18 protein-coding genes and 3 tRNA genes are annotated in these 21,027 nt (G+C 64.1%); 11 read left to right on the forward strand and 10 right to left on the reverse strand.

Translation table 11 applies throughout. The features are described 5' to 3' along the window. Window positions 1–175: 175 nt before the first annotated feature. Together map and ACN20X_RS22690 are read left to right on the forward strand one after the other, a co-directional pair. Complete coding sequence (gene map, locus ACN20X_RS22685; protein WP_016450769.1) at window positions 176–991, forward strand: type I methionyl aminopeptidase; 816 nt, start codon at window positions 176–178, stop codon at window positions 989–991. An 89-nt stretch (window positions 992–1,080) separates the two neighbouring features. Continuing rightward, the gene (locus tag ACN20X_RS22690; RefSeq protein WP_046986780.1) at window positions 1,081–3,714 is read left to right on the forward strand and encodes a [protein-PII] uridylyltransferase; all 2,634 of its coding nucleotides are present in this window, start codon (window positions 1,081–1,083) and stop codon (window positions 3,712–3,714) included. 81 nt (window positions 3,715–3,795) lie between these two features. On the opposite strand, the gene ACN20X_RS22695 is transcribed toward ACN20X_RS22690, so the two are convergent. Both ACN20X_RS22695 and def read right to left on the reverse strand, forming a co-directional pair. After that, on the reverse strand, window positions 3,796–5,289 hold the full coding sequence (locus ACN20X_RS22695) for a nucleobase:cation symporter-2 family protein (RefSeq protein ID WP_016450767.1): 1,494 nt from the start codon (window positions 5,287–5,289) through the stop codon (window positions 3,796–3,798). Between the two features lie 291 nt (window positions 5,290–5,580). After that, a complete protein-coding gene (def, locus tag ACN20X_RS22700; RefSeq protein WP_016450766.1) occupies window positions 5,581–6,120 on the reverse strand; it encodes a peptide deformylase in 540 nt (179 codons plus the stop codon). 261 nt (window positions 6,121–6,381) lie between these two features. Between def and ACN20X_RS22705 the strand changes: the two genes are divergently transcribed. From ACN20X_RS22705 to ACN20X_RS22720, 4 genes are all read left to right on the forward strand, one after another. Continuing rightward, window positions 6,382–6,801 (forward strand): YbaN family protein, encoded by a 420-nt coding sequence (locus ACN20X_RS22705; protein ID WP_016451371.1) that lies wholly within the window; start codon window positions 6,382–6,384, stop codon window positions 6,799–6,801. Between the two features lie 86 nt (window positions 6,802–6,887). Beyond that, window positions 6,888–6,963: transfer RNA gene (locus tag ACN20X_RS22710), tRNA-Asn, on the forward strand. 52 nt (window positions 6,964–7,015) lie between these two features. Further along, a tRNA-Asn gene (locus ACN20X_RS22715) sits at window positions 7,016–7,091 on the forward strand. A gap of 45 nt (window positions 7,092–7,136) precedes the next feature. Further along, window positions 7,137–7,212 (forward strand) — tRNA-Asn (locus ACN20X_RS22720). A 44-nt stretch (window positions 7,213–7,256) separates the two neighbouring features. Here ACN20X_RS22720 and ACN20X_RS22725 read toward each other — a convergent pair. Then, window positions 7,257–7,583, reverse strand: a complete 327-nt coding sequence (locus ACN20X_RS22725; RefSeq protein ID WP_016451370.1) for a hypothetical protein — start codon at window positions 7,581–7,583, stop codon at window positions 7,257–7,259. Between the two features lie 237 nt (window positions 7,584–7,820). Between ACN20X_RS22725 and aat the strand changes: the two genes are divergently transcribed. From aat to ACN20X_RS22740, 3 genes are all read left to right on the forward strand, one after another. Continuing rightward, entirely contained in the window at window positions 7,821–8,606 is a 786-nt protein-coding gene (aat, locus tag ACN20X_RS22730) for a leucyl/phenylalanyl-tRNA--protein transferase (RefSeq protein WP_473209940.1), read from the forward strand. Beyond that, window positions 8,603–9,352, forward strand: coding sequence for an arginyltransferase (locus tag ACN20X_RS22735; RefSeq protein WP_016451368.1), 750 nt, complete (start codon window positions 8,603–8,605; stop codon window positions 9,350–9,352). The genes aat and ACN20X_RS22735 overlap by 4 nt, the downstream gene beginning before the upstream one ends. Window positions 9,353–9,479: 127 nt before the next feature. Further along, the gene (locus ACN20X_RS22740) at window positions 9,480–10,304 is read left to right on the forward strand and encodes an IclR family transcriptional regulator (protein WP_016447410.1); all 825 of its coding nucleotides are present in this window, start codon (window positions 9,480–9,482) and stop codon (window positions 10,302–10,304) included. An 89-nt stretch (window positions 10,305–10,393) separates the two neighbouring features. On the opposite strand, the gene ACN20X_RS22745 is transcribed toward ACN20X_RS22740, so the two are convergent. The 7 genes from ACN20X_RS22745 to ACN20X_RS22775 form a co-directional block, all read right to left on the reverse strand. Beyond that, window positions 10,394–11,491 (reverse strand): serine hydrolase, encoded by a 1,098-nt coding sequence (locus tag ACN20X_RS22745; RefSeq protein ID WP_016447411.1) that lies wholly within the window; start codon window positions 11,489–11,491, stop codon window positions 10,394–10,396. 119 nt (window positions 11,492–11,610) lie between these two features. Beyond that, window positions 11,611–13,149 (reverse strand): 2-isopropylmalate synthase, encoded by a 1,539-nt coding sequence (locus tag ACN20X_RS22750; RefSeq protein WP_016447412.1) that lies wholly within the window; start codon window positions 13,147–13,149, stop codon window positions 11,611–11,613. A gap of 98 nt (window positions 13,150–13,247) precedes the next feature. Next, the gene (gene leuA, locus ACN20X_RS22755) at window positions 13,248–14,933 is read right to left on the reverse strand and encodes a 2-isopropylmalate synthase (protein WP_016451367.1); all 1,686 of its coding nucleotides are present in this window, start codon (window positions 14,931–14,933) and stop codon (window positions 13,248–13,250) included. 226 nt (window positions 14,934–15,159) lie between these two features. Next, on the reverse strand, window positions 15,160–15,993 hold the full coding sequence (gene pssA, locus ACN20X_RS22760) for a CDP-diacylglycerol--serine O-phosphatidyltransferase (protein WP_012206663.1): 834 nt from the start codon (window positions 15,991–15,993) through the stop codon (window positions 15,160–15,162). A 210-nt stretch (window positions 15,994–16,203) separates the two neighbouring features. Continuing rightward, a complete protein-coding gene (gene ilvC, locus ACN20X_RS22765) occupies window positions 16,204–17,220 on the reverse strand; it encodes a ketol-acid reductoisomerase (RefSeq protein WP_016447414.1) in 1,017 nt (338 codons plus the stop codon). A gap of 73 nt (window positions 17,221–17,293) precedes the next feature. After that, window positions 17,294–17,785: an acetolactate synthase small subunit gene (ilvN, locus tag ACN20X_RS22770; RefSeq protein ID WP_012206665.1), complete on the reverse strand. Its 492-nt coding sequence runs from the start codon at window positions 17,783–17,785 to the stop codon at window positions 17,294–17,296. Window positions 17,786–17,939: 154 nt separating this feature from the next. Then, window positions 17,940–19,721, reverse strand: coding sequence for an acetolactate synthase 3 catalytic subunit (locus ACN20X_RS22775; RefSeq protein WP_016447415.1), 1,782 nt, complete (start codon window positions 19,719–19,721; stop codon window positions 17,940–17,942). Between the two features lie 275 nt (window positions 19,722–19,996). On the opposite strand from ACN20X_RS22775, the gene ACN20X_RS22780 reads away from it, so the two are divergent. Then, window positions 19,997–20,569 carry an RNA polymerase sigma factor gene (locus ACN20X_RS22780; RefSeq protein WP_016447416.1) on the forward strand — a complete coding sequence of 191 codons (573 nt, stop codon included), beginning with the start codon at window positions 19,997–19,999 and terminating at the stop codon, window positions 20,567–20,569. After that, window positions 20,566–21,024 (forward strand): DUF3619 family protein, encoded by a 459-nt coding sequence (locus ACN20X_RS22785; protein WP_016447417.1) that lies wholly within the window; start codon window positions 20,566–20,568, stop codon window positions 21,022–21,024. The genes ACN20X_RS22780 and ACN20X_RS22785 overlap by 4 nt, the downstream gene beginning before the upstream one ends. Window positions 21,025–21,027: the final 3 nt, after the last annotated feature.

Here is a 21,027-nt window from a genome sequence, read left to right on the forward strand (position 1 = left end):
GCGGCCTGTTGGGTGAGGAGGCTTGTGAAAAGCGCCCTGCGGCCCCGCCCGGCTGGGGGCAGGCCGCAAGGCGCTGAATCGGTGAGGCCGCCATTTTACCGGGCTGCGCCGTCCCGGTGGCGACAGCCGCCCCTTACCCCTGCACGTCCAAAGGCGCAATGGGATAATTGCGGGCATGAGCATCACCATCAAGAGCGCCGAAGACATCGCAGCCATGCGCGTGGCATGCCGCCTGGCTTCGGAAGTGCTGGACTACATCACCCCCCACATCAAGCCCGGCATCACCACGGCCGAGATCGACCGGCTGGGCGCCGAATGCATGGCGCAGCAGGGCACGGTCTCCGCCACCATCGGCTACCAGCCGCCTGGCTACCCGCCCTATCCCGGGCACCTGTGCACCTCGGTCAACCACGTGGTCTGCCACGGCATCCCCAATGACAAGCCGCTCAAGAAGGGCGACATCGTCAATGTGGATGTCACGGTCATCACCAAGGACGGCTGGTACGGCGACAACAGCCGCATGTTCCTGATCGGCGAGTGCTCCATCGCGGCCAAGCGCCTGTCGGCGCTGACCTTCGACGCCATGTGGCTGGGCATCCAGCAGGTCAGGCCCGGCGCCACGCTGGGCGACATCGGCAACGCCATCCAGACCTTTGCCGAAGGCCACGGCCTGTCGGTGGTGCGCGAGTTCTGCGGCCACGGCATCGGCCAGAAGTTCCACGAAGAGCCGCAGATCCTGCACTATGGCCGCCCCGGCACGGGCACCGTTCTCGAAGAGGGCATGGTCTTCACCGTCGAGCCCATGCTCAACCTGGGCAGGCGCGAGATCAAGGAACTGGGCAAGGACGGCTGGACCATCGTGACCAAGGACCACAGCCTCTCGGCCCAGTGGGAACACACCCTGGTGGTGACCAAGACGGGCTACGAAGTCATGACCCTGTCGGCCGGCTCGCCCGCGCTCCCGCCCTTCGTGACCGCCACGAGCTGCTGAGGCTCGGCATGTTTCTTGCGTGATGCGCAGGCAAAATGGCACTGCGCCCGGGGCACCCGCTCCAGGCGCCTCCCCTGCCCTGGCAGCGCATGAAACAGATCACTGACCACACTCCTTCCAACTCTGCGCCCGCAGCCCCGGATTCGCTGGAGCAGTTGCGCGCGCAGTACGCCCTCGATCGCGGACGCTGGATAGGCTCGCTGCTGGCGCCCACCATGGGCCGGCGCGGCGTGCGCCTGGTGCTGCAGCACCTGAGCGATCTGGCCGACACGCTGCTGCGCGCGCTGTGGCACCGCGCCGGCATGCCTGCCGAGGCCTGCCTGGCCGCCGTGGGAGGCTATGGCCGCGCCCAGCTGTTTCCCTACTCCGACATCGACGTGCTGGTGCTGCTGCCGGCCACCGGCACGGCAGACCCGGAGCTGACCTCGCGCATAGAAAAGTTCATCGGCAGCTGCTGGGACGCGGGCCTGGAGATCGGCTCCAGCGTGCGCACGCTGGCCGAATGCCTGCAAGAGTCCGGGCGTGACCTCACCGTGCAGACCGCCTTGCTGGAGTCGCGCCGCATCTGCGGAAACGAGCCGCTGTTCGGCGAGTTCCAGCAGCGCTACCAGGCACAGATGAATGCGCGCGCCTTTCTGTCCGGCAAGCTGCTGGAAATGCGCCAGCGCCACAACAAGTACGAGAGCACGCCCTACTCGCTGGAGCCCAACTGCAAGGAATCGCCCGGCGGCCTGCGCGATCTGCACACCATGATCTGGCTGGCCCGCGCCGCAGGCCTGGGCCACAGCTGGCAGGCCCTGGCGGAAAAGGGACTGATCACCGATTTCGAGCGCCAGCAGCTCGAAGACAACGAGGCCATGCTCAGCCTGATACGCGCGCGCCTGCACGCCGTGGCGGGCCGGCACGAGGACCGCCTGGTCTTCGACCAGCAGACCGCCGTGGCCGAGGCCTTTGGCTACCGCTCCACCTCGGCCGAGGGCCGCAAGCTGGCCATGCGCGCCAGCGAGACGCTGATGCGCCACTACTACTGGGCAGCCAAGGCCGTGACCCAGCTGTGCCAGATCCTGCGGCTGAACATCGAGGAGCGCCTGAACCCGCGCCCCACGCCGCGGATCCGGCTGAACTCGCGCTTCTACGAGAAGGCCGGCACCATCGAAGTGGCCAGCGACGATCTGTACGAGCGCGAGCCGCATGCCATCCTCGAAACCTTCCTGATGTACGAGACCCATGTGGGCCTCACCGACCTGTCGGCACGCACGCTGCGCGCGCTGTACGGCGCGCGGGACCTGATGGATGCGGCCTTCCGGCGCGACCCGGTCAACCGCGCCACGTTCATGAAGATCCTGCAGCAGCCCAGCGGCATCACGCATGCCATGCGGCTGATGAACCAGACCTCGGTGCTGGGGCGCTACCTGTGGCCCTTCCGGCGCATCGTGGGCCAGATGCAGCACGACCTGTTCCACGTCTACACGGTGGACCAGCACATTCTCATGGTGCTGCGCAATGTGCGGCGCTTTTTCATGGCCGAGCATGCGCATGAGTATCCGTTCTGCTCCCAGCTGGCCAGCGGCTGGGACAAGCCCTGGCTGCTGTACGTGGCCGCGCTGTTCCACGACATCGGCAAGGGCCGCGGCGGCGACCACTCCATCATCGGCGCCGTGGAGGCCAAGCGCTTTTGCCGCGCCCACGGCATTGCGCGCGCCGACGCCGAGCTGATCGAGTTCCTCGTGCGCGAGCACCTGACCATGAGCCAGGTCGCGCAAAAGCAGGATCTGTCGGATCCCGAAGTGATCCAGGCCTTTGCCGAGCGCGTGGGCAACGAACGCAACCTCACGGCGCTGTACCTGCTCACCGTGGCCGACATCCGTGGCACCAGCCCCAAGGTGTGGAGCGCCTGGAAGGGCAAGCTGCTGGAGGACACCTATCGCCTGACCCTGCGCGTGATGGGTGGCCGCGCGCCCGACGCGGCCGCCGAGATCGAGGCGCGCCGGCGCGAGGCGCTGGTGCAGCTGGCGCTGACGGCCCAGCCCTTCGAGTCCCACAAGAAGCTCTGGGACACGCTGGGCGTGGACTACTTCATGCGCCATGAGGCGGCCGACATCGCCTGGCACACACGCCACCTGTCGCGCCACGTGGGCACCACCCGCCCCGTGGTGCGTGCGCGCCGCTCACTGGCGGGCGAGGGACTGCAGGTGCTGGTCTACGCACCCGACCAGCCCGATCTGTTCGCGCGCATCTGCGGCTACTTCGACCGCGCAGCGTTTTCCATCCTGGATGCGCGCGTGCACACGGCCCACAACAGCTATGCGCTGGACACCTTCCAGGTGGTGGCGCCCGCCATGCAGGAGCAGTACCGCGAACTGATGCACATGGTCGAGAACGACCTGGTCGCCGCCCTGATGGAGGGCGGACCGCTGCGCGAGCCCTCGCCCCGGCGCCTGTCGCGCCGCGTCAAGAGCTTCCCCTTCGCGCCGCGCGTCACGCTGCGACCCGACGACAAGGCCCAGCACTGGCTGCTGTCCATCTCGGCCACGGACCGCGCCGGCCTGCTCTACACCGTGGCGCGCATCCTGGCCCAGCACCACCTGAGCGTGCAGTTGGCCAAGGTCAGCACGCTGGGCGAGCGCGTGGAGGACAGCTTCCTCATCGAGGGTGCGGAGCTGCAGAACAACCAGCGCCAGCTGCTCATAGAGACCGAGCTTTTGCAGGCCCTGGCAGTCTGAGCCGATTGCGCAAAAAAAGCCCGCCCTGTTGTGCAGGGCGGGCTCGTCGGGTTCATGCGCTGGCAGGCGGGGATGCAGCCATCAGTGCATGGCGGACGCAGGCGCCGACACCGTGGCCACTTGCTTGCCCTCGCGGTCATAGAGCTTGCCATCGACCACCCGGTCGCCATCGGCCAGGGCAGACAGCACGGCCTCGCTGAGCACGCGCTCCGATCCGGCGCCGAACACCGATGGCTCTTCGGGGTTGCCCTGCTTGAAGTGGTTGAAGACCAGGTTCAGCAGCAGCACGGTCACCGCAGTGGAGCTGATGCCCGAATGGAACATGGTGGCGAACCAGTCCGGGAAGTGGTGATAGAAGTCCGGCTTGACCATGGGCAGCACGCCCATGCCGATGGACGCCGCCACGATGATCAGGTTCATGTTGTTGTGATAGTCCACCTTGGCCAGCGTGCGGATGCCGCTGGCTGCCACCGTGCCAAAGAGCACCAGGCCCGCGCCGCCCAGCACCGAGGGCGGCACGCAGGCCACGATGCGCCCCATGATGGGCAGCAGTCCGAAGGCGATCAGGATCAGCCCGCTGAAGGCCACCACATAACGGCTCTTGATGCCCGTGACCGCGACCAGGCCCACGTTCTGGGCAAAGGCGCTCTGCGTGAACGAACCGAAGAACGGGGCCACCACGCTGGACAGCATGTCGGCACGCAGGCCGTCGGCCAGGCGGCGCGAATCCACGCGGGTGCCCACGATGTCGCCCACGGCCAGGATGTCGGCCGAGGTCTCCACCAAGGTCACCAGGATCACGATGGACATGGAAAGCGTCGCCGCCAGGCTGAAGGTCGGCCAGCCGAAGTGCAGCGGCATGGGCACGGCGAACCACGCACCGCTGCCCACCTCGGAAAAGTCGGACTTGCCGATCATGGCCGCCACCGCCGTGCCGATGACGATGGCCAGCAGGATGGACAGGCGCGAGATCATGGCGTTGCCCAGCTTGCTCAGCGCCAGCACGATGACCAGGGACAGCCCGGCCAGGCCGATGTTGCCCATGCTTCCGTAGTCGGCCGCCTGGGGATTGCCACCCATGGCCCAGTGGGCGGCCACCGGCATCAGCGACAGGCCGATGATGGTGATCACGCAGCCATTGACCAGCGGAGGAAAAAAGCGCGTGAGCTTGGAGAAGATGGGCGCAATGATCAGGCCGAACACCGAGGCAAAGAGCACAGCGCCCAGCACCCCCTGCATGCCGCCGCCCGTATGCAGGATGCTGACCATGGTGGCCACGCCCGAGAAGGACACGCCCTGCACCAGCGGCAGGCGCGAGCCGAAGAACGGAATGCCCAGCGTCTGCAGCAGCGTGGCCAGCCCGCCCATGAAAAGGCAGGCCGTGATCAGCAGGCCCGTGTCGGCCGCCGACATACCCGCCGCATTGGCCATGACCAGGGGCACGGCCACGATGCCGCCGTACATGGTCAGCACATGCTGCAAACCATAGAGGGTGTTGGCCGTGAGGCCGAGTTGCTCGTCCTCCGGGCGGATGTCTGCGCCCAGGGCCGGCGCATTGCCAGAACTTTTTTCCATCGCTGTCTCCTTGTCCTCTTGTTCACAGAACGCCGGACAAGTACGCGGCAGCCGGATGGCGGCAGGCGCGCCCCCGCGCACCCTTTGCCGCCGACCCGATAGGCCGCGCTCTCCTGCATCCTGCATCGCGAAGCCCGGTGGCTGCTTGGCAGCTCTTGGCGGGCGCACGCACACAATCCCCGCCTTCGCGGGAAGTGCCACTGTACGGCGCCAGCATGGAAAAATTGTCTACCGATTTGTATACAAAGACCTGACCGCAGATCCTGGAATTACAGCGGCAAGCAAGTCCGCTCAGTCATCCTCGGCAGCGCTGATGCCGGGGAACAGCACATCGGTGAAGCCGAACTGGCGGAAGTCGCGCATGCGCATGGGATAGAGCTTTCCCCAGAGGTGGTCGCACTCATGCTGGACCACCCGCGCATGAAAGCCATCCACCGTGCGATCGATCGCATCGCCAAAGACATCGAAGCCCGTGTAGCGGATACGGCTCCAGCGCGGCACCATGCCACGCATGCCGGGTACGGACAGGCAGCCTTCCCAGTCCATCTGTTCGTCTTCGCCGATGGGCGTGATGACCGGGTTGATGAGCACGGTGCGCGGCACCACCGGTGCATCGGGGTAGCGCGGATTGGGCAGGCCGGAGCCGAACACCACCATCTGCAGGTCCACGCCAATCTGCGGCGCGGCCAGCCCCGCGCCATTGGCGGCATGCATGGTGTCCAGCAGGTCGCTGAGCAGCAGGTGCAGTTCGTCGGTGTCGAATTCGGTCACGGGCTGGGCGACGCGCAGCAGGCGCGGATCACCCATTTTCAATATGGTGCGTACAGTCATGGCAGTGCACGGTGATGCAGGAAATGCGGGTCGCCAAGCATAGCGGGCGACCGCGCACCGTGACCACACCCACCTGCTTCGCCCCCCGATCCCCCCCTCTCGCCCCCCTTGGCCGCCATGGCTACACCGCGCTGGCACAATCGCAGCATGCCCAGCACCGCCAGAGAGTCATCCGCCGCGTCCTCAGAGGACCGTGACACAGGCGCGCAGCAAACACCCGCGGCACAGGCCAGGCAGCCGGATGCCACTGCGCAGGCAGGCATGGCGCAGGCGCAGGCCTTCAATGATGATGATCCCCCTCCCCTGCACCGCATGCCGGCCGCGCCGTTGCGCTGGGCGCTGCAGCTGTTTGCCTGCCTGAGCCTGGCGACGGGCATTGCCGGCATCTTCATTCCAGGATTGCCCACCACGGTGTTCGTGCTCATGGCCGGATGGGCCGCGGCGCGCAGCTCGCATCGCATGCACACCTGGCTGTGGCGCCATCGCCTGTTCGGGCCCATGCTGCGCAATTGGGCGCGAGGTGGCTGCGTGAGCCGGCGCGCCAAATGGAGCGCCAGCGCCATGATGAGCCTGTGCGCCGTCCTCCTGCTGTGGACACGCCCGCCCGCCTGGGTACAGGCCGTGGCGCTGACGTCCATGGGCTGCGTGCTGGTGTGGCTGTGGTTCAGGCCAGAGCCCTGAGAATGAAGGCCTGCGGCAGGCCTGCTGAAAAAAATTCCCCGAGTTTTCTGTGACGTGTTTTTTACGTCATATAATCTAGGTCTTGTTCCTCAATAGCTCAGTTGGTAGAGCGCCGGACTGTTAATCCGTAGGTCCCTGGTTCGAGCCCAGGTTGAGGAGCCAAAGAATTTCAAGACCCTGCAATCGCACAGGATCTTTGTCGACAGACACGTATTCCTCAATAGCTCAGTTGGTAGAGCGCCGGACTGTTAATCCGTAGGTCCCTGGTTCGAGCCCAGGTTGAGGAGCCAAATTTCAGCGGCCTTGCAATCGTACAGGGCCCAGCACCAACATATTCCTCAATAGCTCAGTTGGTAGAGCGCCGGACTGTTAATCCGTAGGTCCCTGGTTCGAGCCCAGGTTGAGGAGCCAGATGAAAAGCCCGCATGCCAGCGCATGCGGGCTTTTTTGTTTGCTCAGGCTGCGCGCACCATGCCGACAGTCGGCGTGCTCGGCGCTGCGGCAGGGGCGGCCGAATCTACGGTGACAGGCTTGCCGTGCTTGGCATGTGCGCGACGCGCACCGTGCGCAGCGCGCGCTTGCTCCACGCCCTCTTCCCATGCACGCAGCTCTTCCTCCAGCCGCGCAGCCCGCTCCGCATACATGTCCGCAGAGGACTTGTAGTACTCGGCAGCAATGGTGTGCTCCAGCATCGCCATGCGTGCCTCCTGCAGGTAGGCCCGGGTGCGACGGATATAGCGCGGCTCGGCAAGGCTTGCGCCAAAGATTTTGCTGAAAAACATCGCTCATCCTCCTTCGATGTCTTCGCAGCGAAAGCCATGCATCCGCAAGAAGACAAGCCCAGGATAGCCAACCCGGCCTGGCGGCGCTGTCCCCCGGCGGGACAAGGCCGCGTAGGAGGTTCACTTACCCCGGCCAGGCGATGCTCTCGCATCCACGCAACCCTCTTCACCATGGTTTGTGCAAGACTGCGGCTGCAGAGAAGCACGAATCCATTATTTTTCAGCCCGCACCCGATCATGTCCTACCCCCTCCCATGGCTCATTCCCCACCAGGCCTTCCCTCCTGTGGAAACGGCATGGGGCCCCAACGACCCGATTCCGGGCCTGCTGGCCGCAGGCGGCACGCTGGATGCGGCGCACCTGCGCATCGCCTACAGCCAGGGCATTTTTCCCTGGTTCAGCGAAGGCCAGCCCACGCTATGGTGGTCGCCCGATCCACGCATGGTGCTGCAGACATCGCAGTTCCGGCTGCACCGCAGCCTGCGCAAGACATTGCAGCGCTTTCGCTCCACCGCCGGCTGCGAGATCCGCATCGACAGCGCTTTCGAGGCCGTGATGCAGCACTGCGCCCAAACGGTGCGCCGTGATCAGGATGGCACCTGGATCGTGCAGGAAATTCTCGACGCCTATACCGAACTGCACCGCCAGGGTGCAGCCCACAGCGTGGAAACCTGGATCGACGGGCGCCTGGTGGGCGGCCTGTACTGCGTGGCGCTGGGCCGCGCCGTATTCGGCGAGTCCATGTTCGCGCATGCCACAGACGCATCCAAGATCGCACTGTCGGCACTGGTGGCGCTGTGCCGGCACCAAGGCGCCGCGCAAATCGATTGCCAGCAGGCCACGCAGCACCTGGCTTCGCTGGGCGCGCGCGAGATGCCCCGCTCCCAGTTCCTGCGCACCGTGGCAGAGCAAAGCCAGCTGCCGCCCATGCACTGGCAATTCGAAAACGTATACTGGAACGAGTTGCTGCCGCCGTCCGGTGACGCCGGCAGCACATCACCGGCTGCCGCCAGCACACCATGACGCACCCGAACGATCTTCCGCTGCAGGCCCTGCAGTTCTACGCCACAGCCGCCTATCCCTGCAGCTACCTGGATGGCCGGCTGGCGCGTTCGCAAGTGGCCACGCCCAGCCACCTGATCCAGAACAGCGCCTATTCGGAGCTGGTCTCCCTGGGGTTTCGCCGCAGCGGAATGTTCACCTACCGGCCGTATTGCGATGGTTGCCGGGCCTGCGTGCCCATGCGCATCCTGGTCCACGATTTCCGCCCGGACCGCAGCCAGCGCCGTGCCGCCGTGCGCCACGCCGATCTCACGGCATCGATCCAGCGCCTGCATTACTCGAACGAGCATTACCAGCTGTACCTGCGCTACCAGCAAAGCCGTCACAGCGGCGGCGGCATGGACCACGACAGCGTGGACCAGTACACGCAGTTCCTGCTGCAAAGCCGCGTCAACTCACGGCTTGTGGAGTTCCGCGCACCGGCGGCCGACGGCGCAGTCGGCAGGCTGAAGATGGTCTCCATCCTCGATGTGCTGGAAGACGGGCTGTCCGCCGTCTACACCTTCTACGAGCCCGATGACCAGGCCAGCTACGGCACGTTCAACGTGCTGTGGCAGATCGATCAGGCACGCTCCATGAGCCTGCCCTATGTCTATCTGGGCTACTGGATCGCCGACAGCCAGAAGATGAATTACAAGGCGCGCTTTCTTCCCCATGAAGTGCGCGTGGACGAGCGCTGGCAGCGCGTGGATCAGCTGCCACGCTGATATGGCGCCACCGCGCCCTTTTCAGCGACATTTCTTATGCACATGGCCGCTGTTTGCAGGCGGCACATATGCCGCCAAGCCATGCCCGCCGCTAGAATGACCGAATCCCGAAATCCCCTTGCGCCTCATGAAAAAAGACGATAACGCGGCCTCGCCCAAGCCCAGCGTCCAGGTCCTGGAACGCATGTTCACGTTGATCGACGTGTTGGCCTCGCGTGAGGAAGCAGTATCGCTCAAGGAGATCAGCGAGCGCACCGGCCTGCACCCCTCCACCACGCACCGCATTCTCAACGATCTGGCCATCGGCCGCTTCGTCGACCGCCCCGAATCGGGCAGCTACCGGCTGGGCATGCGTTTCCTGGAGCTGGGCAACCTGGTCAAGGCCCGCCTGAGCGTGCGCGAAGCGGCCCTGATTCCCATGCGCCAGCTGCACAAGCAGATCCAGCAGCCGGTCAGCCTCAGCGTGCGCCAGGGCGATGAAATCGTCTATGTGGAACGCGCCTACAGCGAGCGCTCGGGCATGCAGGTGGTGCGCGCCATCGGCGGCCATGCGCCGCTGCACCTCACATCCAATGGCAAGCTGTTTCTGGCGGCCGATGATGCGCAGCAGGTGCGCGCCTACGCCACACGAACCGGACTTCCCGGCAAGACGCACTTCAGCATCACGCGGCTTGCCGACATGGAAAACGAGCTGGACAAGGTACGCCACCATGGCGTCGCCCGCGACAACGAGGAGCTGGAGCTGGGTGTGCGCTGCATGGCCGCCGGCATCTATGACGACCAGGGCAAGCTGGTGGCCGGCCTGTCCATCTCCGCTCCCGCCGACCGGCTGGACGAAAGCTGGTTGTCCAAGCTCCAGGCCACCGCGCAGGAGATCTCGGGCGCCCTGGGCTTCAATGCGGTCCGCCCTGCAGCCCCGCCCCCCAATCCCTACGCGCGCAGCAGCCACTGATCTGCAAGCAGCCATCCGCAAGCAGCAAAACCGGTCATCAAAAACAACAAAGGCGCCCAGGGCGCCTTTGTTGTTGCGAGGGAGGAAACTCAGCCCTTGACCTTGTGGATCATGGAATCGCCGGCCACCTGCCCCATGGATTCCACCCAGTGGCGTACGCGCTCGGCATCGCCCAGGCGGCTGAACTTTCCGGCAGAGTCCAGGAAGACCATGATGATCTTGCGGCCAGCCACCTGCGCCTGCATGACCAGGCAGCGACCCGCTTCGGAGATGTAGCCGGTCTTTTGCAGGCCGATATCCCAGGTCGGGCTCAGCACCAGGCGGTTGGTGTTGTTGTACTGCAGCGTGCGGCGGCCCACGGCCACTTCATAGCCGGGCGAAGTGGTGTACTCGCGTACCAGCGGATCACTGTGCGCCACATTCACGAGCACGGCCAGATCACGGGCGCTGGACTGGTTGCGGCTGGACAGCCCGGTGGGCTCCACGTAACGGGTATCGGTCATGCCCAGCAGGCGCGCCTTGGCATTCATCTGCTGGACGAAGGCATCCAGGCCACCTGGGAAGGTGCGACCCAGCGCATGGGCAGCACGGTTTTCGCTGGACATCAGGGCCAGGTGCAGCATTTCGGCACGGGTGAGCGTGGTGCCCACGGCCAGGCGCGAACTGCTGCCCTTTTCGGTATCCACATCATCCTGCGTGATGGTGATGGATTCATCCATGGGCAGATGGGCCTGGGAAATCAGCAGACCCGTCATCAGCTTGGTCAGCGAGGCGATGGGCAGCACGGCATGGTCGTTCTTGCTGAGCAGCACTTCGTGGGTGTCCTGGTCCATGACCAGGGCCACGCTGCTCTTGAGATCAAGAGGATCGGCCACTGCATGCAGCCCGGCCATCTGCCCGAACGACAGGCGTGGCTCGTAGGCAACGGCACGAATGGGGCTGGCAGCGCTGCGGGCGGCCACGCGGCTGGGCTGGCGCGCGCTCTTGGCAACGCGCTTGCCCTGAGGAGCCGCCGTGGCGCGCTCCTTCACGGCCTTCTTCTTGACAGGGGCCACGGCCACCTGTTTCTTAGCAACTTTCTTGGCCGGTGCGGCATGCGCGCCCGGGGCAGTGAGAGCACAACTCAGGGCCAGCAACGAGAGAACCTGAGCAAATCGACCGAGGCGGGCACGGCGTAGGGTGGGCATGAGAAATGCTCCAAGCAGCAAGAATTTGTGACTAGACCTTACATTAATCGAAAAAGTCGCACTGTGACAATAACTTGTGCGACTTTTCGATAATTTAAATGAAATTATAAGGCGAGTGCTCACCCCTGCGCAGCCACGACCTCTGCATTGCTGTGTAATTTGTTCAACGCGCTCAGATAGGCCTTGGCCGAGGCCACGACGATGTCCGGGTCCGCTCCCACGCCGTTGACCACGCGCCCGCTGCGCTGCAGGCGAACGGTCACTTCGCCCTGGCTCTCGGTGGAGCCGCTGATGGCGTTGACCGAGTACAGCAGCATCTCGGCACCGCTCTTCACCTCGGACTCGATGGCCTTGAACGAGGCATCGACCGGGCCATTGCCGTCGGACTGGGCCTTGATCTCACGACCATCGCGGCTGAACACCACCGACGCGTGCGGGCGCTCACCCGTTTCGCTTTGCTGGGCCAGCGAGATGAACTGGAAGGGATCGGCCTGCTGATGCGCATCCTGCTCGGTCACCAGGGCCAGGATGTCCTCATCGAAGATTTCACTCTTGCGGTCGGCCAGTTCCTTGAAGGCCGCAAAGGCAGTGTTGATCGCGGCCTCGCTGTCGAGTTCCACGCCCAGCTCCTGCAGGCGCTGCTTGAAGGCATTGCGGCCGCTGAGCTTGCCCAGCACGATCTTGTTGGCGCTCCAGCCCACATCCTCGGCACGCATGATTTCGTAGGTGTCGCGCGCCTTGAGCACGCCATCCTGATGGATGCCCGAGGCGTGGGCGAAGGCGTTGGCGCCCACGACGGCCTTGTTGGGCTGCACCACGAAGCCTGTGGTCTGGCTGACCATGCGGCTGGCGGCCACGATGTGCTGGGCGTCGATGTTGACGTCAAGGCCGAAGTAGTCCTTGCGCGTCTTGATGGCCATCACCACCTCCTCGAGCGAGCAGTTGCCCGCGCGTTCGCCCAGGCCGTTGATGGTGCACTCGATCTGGCGCGCCCCGCCAAGCTTGACGCCGGCCAGCGAGTTGGCCACGGCCATGCCCAGGTCGTTGTGGCAATGCACGCTCCAGACGGCCTTGTCGCTGTTGGGCACGCGCTCGCGCAGGTTCTTGATGAAGGCGCCGTACAGCTCCGGAATGGCGTAGCCCACGGTGTCGGGCACGTTGATGGTGGTCGCGCCTTCGGCAATCACCGTCTCGATGACGCGGCACAGAAAGTCCGGGTCGCTGCGGTAGCCGTCTTCGGGGCTGAACTCGATGTCGGCGATCAGGTTGCGCGCAAATCGCACCGACTGGCGCGCCTGCTCCAGCACCTGCTCGGGCGTCATGCGCAGCTTTTTCTCCATGTGCAGCGCACTGGTGGCGATGAAGGTGTGGATGCGCGCGCGGCTGGCGTCCTTCAGAGCCTCGGCCGCACGGGCGATGTCGCGGTCATTGGCACGGGCCAGCGAGCAGATGGTGGAGTCCTTGATGGCGCGCGCAATGGCCTGCACCGACTCGAAGTCGCCATTGGAACTCGCCGCAAAACCGGCCTCGATCACATCGACCTTCAGCCGCTCGAGCTGGCGCGCGATGCGCAGCTTTTCGTCGCGGGTCATGGAGGCACCGGGCGACTGCTCGCCGTCACGCAAGGTGGTGTCGAAAATGATCAATTGGTCGGTCATGGGAGTCTCGTCTTTCTTGTGGATGCGAATCTCCTGCCCACGGGCAGGTGATGAAAAAAGCCGGTGCGCTTGTGGCTGCACCGGCTAGGCAATGGAATTTAAGCGGCAACCGCCTCCTGCACCGTCACCTTCTCGGCAGAGGGCACGCGCTGCAAGCCCGACATGATGGCCCGGAACGAAGCGGAGACGATATTCGCATCAACCCCGACGCCGTAGCACACGTGCAACTCGTCCACGCGCAGTTCCACGTAGGCAATGGCCTTGGCATTGGCCCCCTCGCCGATGGCATGCTCGTTGTAGTCCAGCACGCGCACGGCCCGGCCGCTGTGCTCGCTCAGCGCCTGCACGAAGGCATCGATGGGCCCCGTTCCTTGCGCCTCGACCGTGCGCTTGCCGCCGTCAACAGACAGATCGGCCGACAGGCTGACCACGCCGTCGTTCTCGCTGAGGCGGTAATGCGGTGCCTGCACGGATTGCAGGCCGTACTCGCGCTGGAACAGCGACCACAGGTCGGCCGCGGCCAGCTCCTTGCCGCTGGCGTCCATCTCGCGCTGCACCACCTGGCTGAACTCGATCTGCAGGCGACGCGGCAATTGGAGGCCATACTCGCTTTCAAGCAGATAGGCGATGCCGCCCTTGCCGGACTGGCTGTTGACGCGGATCACGGCCTCGTAGCTGCGGCCCAGGTCCTTGGGGTCGATGGGCAGATAGGGCATGTCCCAGATGTCGCCGTCCTTGCGATCGGCGAAGGCCTTCTTGATGGCATCCTGGTGCGAGCCCGAGAACGAGGTGTAGACCAGATCGCCCACATAGGGATGGCGCGGATGCACGGGCAGCTGGTTGCAATGCTCGACCGTGCTGCGGATGCCGTCGATATCGGAGAAATCCAGGCCAGGCGACACGCCCTGGATGTACATGTTCAACGCCACGTTGACCACATCGAGGTTGCCCGTGCGCTCGCCATTGCCGAACAGGCAGCCTTCAAGGCGGTCCGCACCGGCCATCAACGCCAGCTCGGCCGTGGCCGTGCCCGTGCCGCGGTCATTGTGCGGATGCACGGACAGCACGATGGAGTCGCGGCGCTGGATGTGGCGATGCGTCCACTCCACCATGTCGGCGAAGATGTTGGGCGTGGAGTGCTCCACGGTGGTGGGCAGGTTGATGATGCACTTGCGCTCGGGCGTGGGCTGCCATACATCGGTGACGGCATCGATGACGCGCTTGGAAAACTCCAGCTCGGTGTCCGAATACATCTCGGGCGAGTACTGGAAGGTCCACTGCGTCTGGGGATAGCCGGCAGCGATCTCGTTGAACATGCGGGCATTGGTGGTGGCCAGCTCGACGATCTCGTCCTCGCTCATGTTCAATACCACGCGGCGCATCACGGGCGCGGTGGCGTTGTAGAGGTGGACGATGGCCCGGGGCACGCCTTCGAGCGCCTCGAAGGTACGGCGGATGAGGTGCTCGCGCGCCTGGGTCAGCACCTGGACGGTCACGTCATCGGGAATGCGGTTTTCCTCGATGAGCTTGCGCATGAAGTCGAACTCGACCTGGGACGCGGAAGGAAAGCCGACCTCGATTTCCTTGAAGCCGATCTTCACCAGTTGCTCGAACATGCGCATCTTGCGATCGATGTCCATGGGCTCGATCAGCGCCTGGTTGCCATCGCGCAGGTCCACGCTGCACCAGACCGGGGCCTGGGTGATCACCGCATCGGGCCAGCGGCGGTCTTGCAGGCGGACCGGAGCGAACGGACGGTACTTGGTCGAAGGGTTTTGCAACATGGCTGAAGTGCTTTCTATCGTCTAGGTAAAAACAAGACCCACCTGCTCCAGCGACCCCACAAACGCAAAACGGCCCGTCGCTGGTGCAAACGGGCCGTGAAAGTAGGAATGTACGCGCGCGCTACTGTCTCTGCCCGTGGGACATCAGTAGTAGAGCTAGCGACAGGTATTGCATGCGGGTCACTTTAGCACAGGTTCTCAGGCGCTGTGAAGATGCTGCGGCGCATCATTTGTGCAGGCCGCGCTCTTCAGGCTCATCGGTCGAGGTGCTGATGACGCTGGTGCGCTGGCCCTTGGCCTTGCGCCATGCATAGACGCCGTAGCCCGAGAAACCGTAGAGCAGGAACACGCCGAACAGCACGATGGGCGGATGGATATTGATGATGGCGATGCCCAGGGCGATCAGCACGATGGCCGCAAAGGGCACGCTCTTCTTGAAATGCACGTCCTTGAAGCTGTAGAAAGGCACGTTGGTGACCATGGTCAGGCCCGCGTACAGCGTCAGGAAGAACATGATCCAGGTGATCTGCGTCCAGCTCAGCCAGGCATCCTGGCCGCGCAGCAGGCCCGCCTCGTCCAGCAGCCAGATGAAGCCGGTGACCAGCGCTGCAGCGGCGGGCGAAGGCAGGCCCTGGAACCAGCGCTTGTCCACGGTGCCTGTGTTGACGTTGAAGCGCGCCAGCCGCAGCGCAGCGCAGGCGCAATAGACGAAGGCTGCAATCCAGCCCCAGCGGCCAATGCCCTTGAGCGCCCACTCATAGGCGATCAAGGCGGGAGCGGCGCCGAAGGACACCATGTCTGACAGCGAGTCCATCTGTTCGCCAAAGGCGCTTTGCGTATTGGTCATGCGTGCCACACGGCCGTCAAGGCTGTCGAGCACCATGGCGCAGAACACGCCTGCAGCAGCCAGTTCGAAGCGGCCATTCATGGCCATCACGATGGCGTAGAAGCCACCGAACAGCGCAGCCAGCGTGAACAGGTTGGGCAGGATGTAGATACCCTTGCGGCGCTTGCGCACCACCACGCCTTCGATTTCGTTGGACTCATTGTGGTTTTGCATCAATCCGGCCTCCAGCACAGCGCACGCAAGCGTGAGCAGCTATTAAAACAATAGTATTCTAAGGGAGCGGACAGTGCCGCCCCGAAAGGGTCAGTGTACCTGCGCACCGCCCCCCTTCTGTGCACGAAAAAGGCCACCCGTCGGGGTGGCCTTGTCCTGCACCTTGCGTAGGCCGCATGCGCGACCCATGCAAGATGGAATGCAGCAATCTCAGTTGCGGCTCTGGTCAACCAGCTTGTTCTTGGAGATCCAGGGCATCATGGCGCGCAGCTGGCCGCCCACCTTTTCGATGGCGTGTTCGGCGTTCATGCGGCGGCGGGCCGTCATGCTCGGGTAGTTGGTGCGGCCTTCCTGGATGAACATCTTGGCGTATTCGCCGGTCTGGATGCGCTTGAGGGCAGCACGCATGGCTTCGCGCGACTTGTCGTTGATGACTTCTGTACCCGTCACGTACTCGCCGTATTCGGCGTTGTTCGAGATCGAGTAGTTCATGTTGGCGATGCCGCCTTCGTACATCAAGTCCACGATGAGCTTGAGCTCATGCAGGCACTCGAAGTAGGCCATTTCGGGAGCGTAGCCGGCTTCGGTCAGGGTCTCGAAGCCCATCTTCACCAGTTCCACCGCGCCGCCGCACAGAACGGCCTGCTCGCCGAACAGGTCGGTCTCGGTTTCTTCCTTGAAGTTGGTTTCGATGATGCCGCCCTTGCCGCCACCGTTGGCCATGGCATAGGACAGGGCCAGGTCACGGGCCTTGCCGGACTTGTCCTGGTACACGGCGATCAGCGAAGGCACGCCGCCGCCCTTCAGGTACTCGGAGCGCACGGTGTGGCCAGGGCCCTTGGGGGCGACCATGATCACGTCCAGATCGGCGCGCGGCACAACCTGGTTGTAGTGGATGTTGAAGCCGTGGGCAAAGGCCAGCGTGGCGCCTTGCTTGATGTTGGGGGCCACGTTGTTGGTGTAGACCTCGGGGATGTTCTCATCCGGCAGCAGGATCATGACCAGATCGGCGGCCTTCACGGCGTCGTCGACTTCAGCGACGGTCAGGCCTGCCTTGGCGACCTTGTCCCAGGAAGCGCCGCCCTTGCGCAGGCCGACCACGACCTTCACGCCGCTTTCGTTCAGGTTTTGAGCGTGTGCGTGGCCCTGGCTGCCGTAGCCGATGATGGCAACGGTCTTGCCCTTGATCAGGCTCAGGTCACAGTCCTTGTCGTAGAAAACTTTCATGTTGGCTCCAGGCTTCGTGTGTGTGTAGGGGTTGAAAGGGGAAGGGGACAGGTTTCAGGTGCGTTGCAGCGCATCAAACGCGCAGGATGCGTTCGCCGCGGCCGATGCCGCAGGAGCCGGTACGCACGGTTTCCAGAATGGCCGTGCGGTCCAGCGCCTGCAGGAAGGCGTCGTTCTTGGATTGGTCGCCGGTCAGCTCGACCGTGTAGCTCTTTTCGGTCACGTCGATGATGCGGCCGCGGAAGATGTCGGCCATGCGCTTCATCTCCTCGCGTTCCTTGCCCACGGCGCGGACCTTGACCATCATGAGCTCGCGCTCGGTATAGGAGCCTTCCGTCAGGTCCACGACCTTGACGACCTCGATCAGGCGGTTCAGGTGCTTGGTGATCTGCTCGATCACGTCTTCGGAGCCATTCGTCTGAATGGTCATGCGCGACAGCGATGCGTCTTCCGTGGGAGCCACGGTCAGCGATTCGATGTTGTAGCCGCGGGCCGAGAACAGGCCCACCACGCGCGACAAGGCTCCCGGCTCGTTTTCGAGCAGCACGGCAATGATGTGTTTCATGAAAGAAAGATTCCTCTTTTCGCTGCCCTCCCCCGGCGCCGGTAAACGTCGGGCTTGGCAGGCAATAGATTCGTCAAGGGGTTGCCGCCTTGAGGGCGGCTACTGAAGAAGATGCGGCAGGAACAGGCCCTGGCGAACCCGGCCAAGGGCTCGCTCAGAGGTCGTCAGCTCCCAGCAGCATCTCGGTGATCCCACGGCCGGCCTGCACCATGGGGAACACATTCTCGGTGGGATCGGTGCGGAAGTCCATGAACACCGTCCGATCCTTGAGCTTGCGGGCCTCGCGCAGGGCGGGCTCCACGTCCTCGGGGCGCTCGATCAGCATGCCCACGTGGCCATAGGCCTCGGCCAGCTTCACGAAGTTGGGCAGCGAGTCCATGTAGCTGCTGCTATAGCGGCCCGAGTACTCGATCTCCTGCCACTGGCGCACCATGCCCAGGTAGCGGTTGTTCAGCGACACCACCTTGACCGGCGTGTTGTACTGCAGGCAGGTGGCCAGCTCCTGGATGTTCATCTGGATGGAGCCTTCGCCCGTGATGCAGAACACCTCGGATTCAGGCTTGGCCAGCTTGATGCCCATGGCGTAGGGCAGGCCCACGCCCATGGTGCCCAGGCCGCCGGAGTTGATCCAGCGGCGCGGCTCGTCGAAGCGGTAGTACTGCGCAGCCCACATCTGGTGCTGGCCCACGTCGGACGTGATGTAGGCATCTGCGTCGCGGGTCATGTTCCACAGCGTCTCCACCACGTACTGGGGCTTGATGACCGAGCCGTCGCCACGGCTGTACTGCAGGCAGTCGCGGCTGCGCCAGCCTTCGATGGTCTCCCACCACTGGCCCAGGGCCGCAGCGTCGGGACGGGCGCTGGCCTCGCGGATCATGGAGATCAGCTCGGTCAGCACTTCCTTGACGTCGCCGACGATGGGCACGTCCACCTTCACGCGCTTGGAGATGGAGGAGGGATCGATGTCGATATGGATGATCTTGCGCTCCACCGACATGAAATGCTTGGGGTTGCCGATCACCCGGTCGTCAAAGCGCGCACCCACGGCCAGCAGCACATCGCAGTTCTGCATGGCGTTGTTGGCTTCGATGGTGCCGTGCATGCCCAGCATGCCGAGGAACTTGCGGTCGCTGGCCGGATAGGCACCCAGGCCCAGCAGCGTATGCGTGACCGGGTAGCCCAGCATGTCGACCAGGGTGCGCAGCTCGTTGCAGGCATTGCCCAGCAGCACGCCGCCACCCGTGTAGATATAGGGACGCTTGGCAGCCAGCAGCAACTGCAGCGCCTTGCGGATCTGGCCGGCATGGCCCTTGCGCACCGGGTTGTAGGAGCGCATCTCCACCTTTTCGGGGTAACCGGTGTAGAGAGCCTTCTTGAAGGACACATCCTTGGGGATGTCCACCACCACGGGGCCGGGGCGGCCGGTGCGCGCGATGTGGAAGGCCTTCTTCATGGTGTCCGCCAGCTCGCGCACATCCTTGACCAGGAAGTTGTGCTTGACGATGGGGCGGGTGATGCCGACGGTGTCGCACTCCTGGAATGCATCGGTGCCGATGTAGGCCGTCGAGGTCTGGCCGCTGATCACGACCAGGGGAATGGAATCGGTGTAGGCGGTGGCAATGCCGGTGACGGCGTTGGTCAGGCCGGGACCCGAGGTCACCAGGGCCACGCCGACTTCACCCGTGGCACGGGCAAAACCGTCTGCCGCATGCACAGCCGCCTGCTCGTGGCGCACCAGCACATGCTGAATGGTGTCTTGCTTGTAGAGGGCGTCGTAGATGTACAGGACCGCACCGCCCGGATAGCCCCAAAGCTGCTTGACGCCTTCGGCCTGCAGGGACTTGACGAGGATCTCGGAGCCCATCAGCTCCTGGGATGCATGGGACTGCGACGCCGCTGCTGCCGCGCTGGAGTACTCGGCTTTGGAAATTTCCATGATCAACCTTTGTGAATTTCTCTAACGAAAAACCTTGGGTGCCCCTTGCCTGAAGCCCTTGTGAGGCCGGTGCGGGACTTAGGACCAACAGACATGGGCGAGTGAGTAAACGCCGGACCGTGACCCGTTTGCCTTTTTGAATTGCAGCAGACATTATCGCACTGCAACAAGCCTGTGCGCCATCGTGCGAAAAAAATTGACACTGCGGTGCGATAATCGGGTCCCGCGTCCGTTCAGCCCCCTCAACGAGCCCCTCATCCGGGCCTGCGTTCCTTTTGGCAACCGAGCAAGAACTATCCGACTTCCTCAAAAGCGTAGAAAAGCGTGCCTTCAAGCGCAGCTTTTTCCACGTCCGGGACGAGGAGGCGGCGCTGGACATCGTGCAGGACAGCATGCTCAAGCTGGCGCAGCACTATGGCGACAAGCCCATCACCGAGCTGCCCATGCTCTTCCAGCGCATCCTGTCCAACAGCACCCTGGACTGGTTTCGCAGGCAAAAGACGCAGAACGCCCTCTTCACCCGCATGAGCGATCTGGAGGCCTCGGCCGGCGACGATGCGGACTTCGACTGGCTCGAGACCTACGCCGACTCCGCACAGAACGGCGAAACCGCCCGCAGCGCCGAGGATCTGACCGAGCGGGCGCAGATTTTGCAAAGCATTGAAAAAGAGATACAGGAGCTGCCGGCGCGTCAACGCGAAGCATTCCTGATGCGTTATTGGGAAGAGATGGACGTTGCGGAGACCGCTGCCGCGATGGGGTGTTCCGAAGGAAGTGTAAAAACACATTGTTTCCGCGCCATCCAGACATTGAGCAAGGCACTGAAGGCCAAAGGAATCGAGCTATGAAGACTGCGCCCACTCTCACTCTCCACAGCGAAATGGCGGCCGACCGCATCGCACGCCGGATCACCGCGCGCCTGGGTGACGGCGAGGCGTTGCTGCCATACGACATCACCGAGCGGCTGCGCGCTGGGCGCGAGCGCGCCCTGTCCGTTCGCCGGCGCGAACTGCGCGCTGCGCCCGTGCAGGCTGCCAGCGCAACCCAGGCTCAGGGTGGCGCCATGACGCTGGGCTCTGGCGACGAAGGCGGCACCTGGTGGCGCGCGCTGATCTCGGCCGTGCCGGTGCTGGCCCTCATCATTGGCCTGGTGGTCGTCAACGTGCAGACCGATCAGATTGGCCTGACCGAGGTTGCCGAGGTCGATACGGCCCTGCTGACCGATGACCTGCCCCCTGCCGCCTATGCCGACCCCGGTTTCATCCAGTACCTGAAGACTTCGGCCACCAACACGGAACGCTGATAC

It is taken from the genome of Delftia sp. PX-1 (assembly GCF_055797465.1).

What these genes read in the sequence shown, in the direction of transcription:
- map (WP_016450769.1), top strand. Translation starts at nt 176, where the DNA reads ATGAGCATCACCATCAAGAGCGCCGAAGACATCGCAGCCATGCGCGTG.
- ACN20X_RS22690 (WP_046986780.1), top strand. Translation starts at nt 1,081, where the DNA reads ATGAAACAGATCACTGACCACACTCCTTCCAACTCTGCGCCCGCAGCC.
- ACN20X_RS22695 (WP_016450767.1), bottom strand. Translation starts at nt 5,289, where the DNA reads ATGGAAAAAAGTTCTGGCAATGCGCCGGCCCTGGGCGCAGACATCCGC.
- def (WP_016450766.1), bottom strand. Translation starts at nt 6,120, where the DNA reads ATGACTGTACGCACCATATTGAAAATGGGTGATCCGCGCCTGCTGCGC.
- ACN20X_RS22705 (WP_016451371.1), top strand. Translation starts at nt 6,382, where the DNA reads ATGGCGCAGGCGCAGGCCTTCAATGATGATGATCCCCCTCCCCTGCAC.
- ACN20X_RS22725 (WP_016451370.1), bottom strand. Translation starts at nt 7,583, where the DNA reads ATGTTTTTCAGCAAAATCTTTGGCGCAAGCCTTGCCGAGCCGCGCTAT.
- aat (WP_473209940.1), top strand. Translation starts at nt 7,821, where the DNA reads ATGTCCTACCCCCTCCCATGGCTCATTCCCCACCAGGCCTTCCCTCCT.
- ACN20X_RS22735 (WP_016451368.1), top strand. Translation starts at nt 8,603, where the DNA reads ATGACGCACCCGAACGATCTTCCGCTGCAGGCCCTGCAGTTCTACGCC.
- ACN20X_RS22740 (WP_016447410.1), top strand. Translation starts at nt 9,480, where the DNA reads ATGAAAAAAGACGATAACGCGGCCTCGCCCAAGCCCAGCGTCCAGGTC.
- ACN20X_RS22745 (WP_016447411.1), bottom strand. Translation starts at nt 11,491, where the DNA reads ATGCCCACCCTACGCCGTGCCCGCCTCGGTCGATTTGCTCAGGTTCTC.
- ACN20X_RS22750 (WP_016447412.1), bottom strand. Translation starts at nt 13,149, where the DNA reads ATGACCGACCAATTGATCATTTTCGACACCACCTTGCGTGACGGCGAG.
- leuA (WP_016451367.1), bottom strand. Translation starts at nt 14,933, where the DNA reads ATGTTGCAAAACCCTTCGACCAAGTACCGTCCGTTCGCTCCGGTCCGC.
- pssA (WP_012206663.1), bottom strand. Translation starts at nt 15,993, where the DNA reads ATGCAAAACCACAATGAGTCCAACGAAATCGAAGGCGTGGTGGTGCGC.
- ilvC (WP_016447414.1), bottom strand. Translation starts at nt 17,220, where the DNA reads ATGAAAGTTTTCTACGACAAGGACTGTGACCTGAGCCTGATCAAGGGC.
- ilvN (WP_012206665.1), bottom strand. Translation starts at nt 17,785, where the DNA reads ATGAAACACATCATTGCCGTGCTGCTCGAAAACGAGCCGGGAGCCTTG.
- ACN20X_RS22775 (WP_016447415.1), bottom strand. Translation starts at nt 19,721, where the DNA reads ATGGAAATTTCCAAAGCCGAGTACTCCAGCGCGGCAGCAGCGGCGTCG.
- ACN20X_RS22785 (WP_016447417.1), top strand. Translation starts at nt 20,566, where the DNA reads ATGAAGACTGCGCCCACTCTCACTCTCCACAGCGAAATGGCGGCCGAC.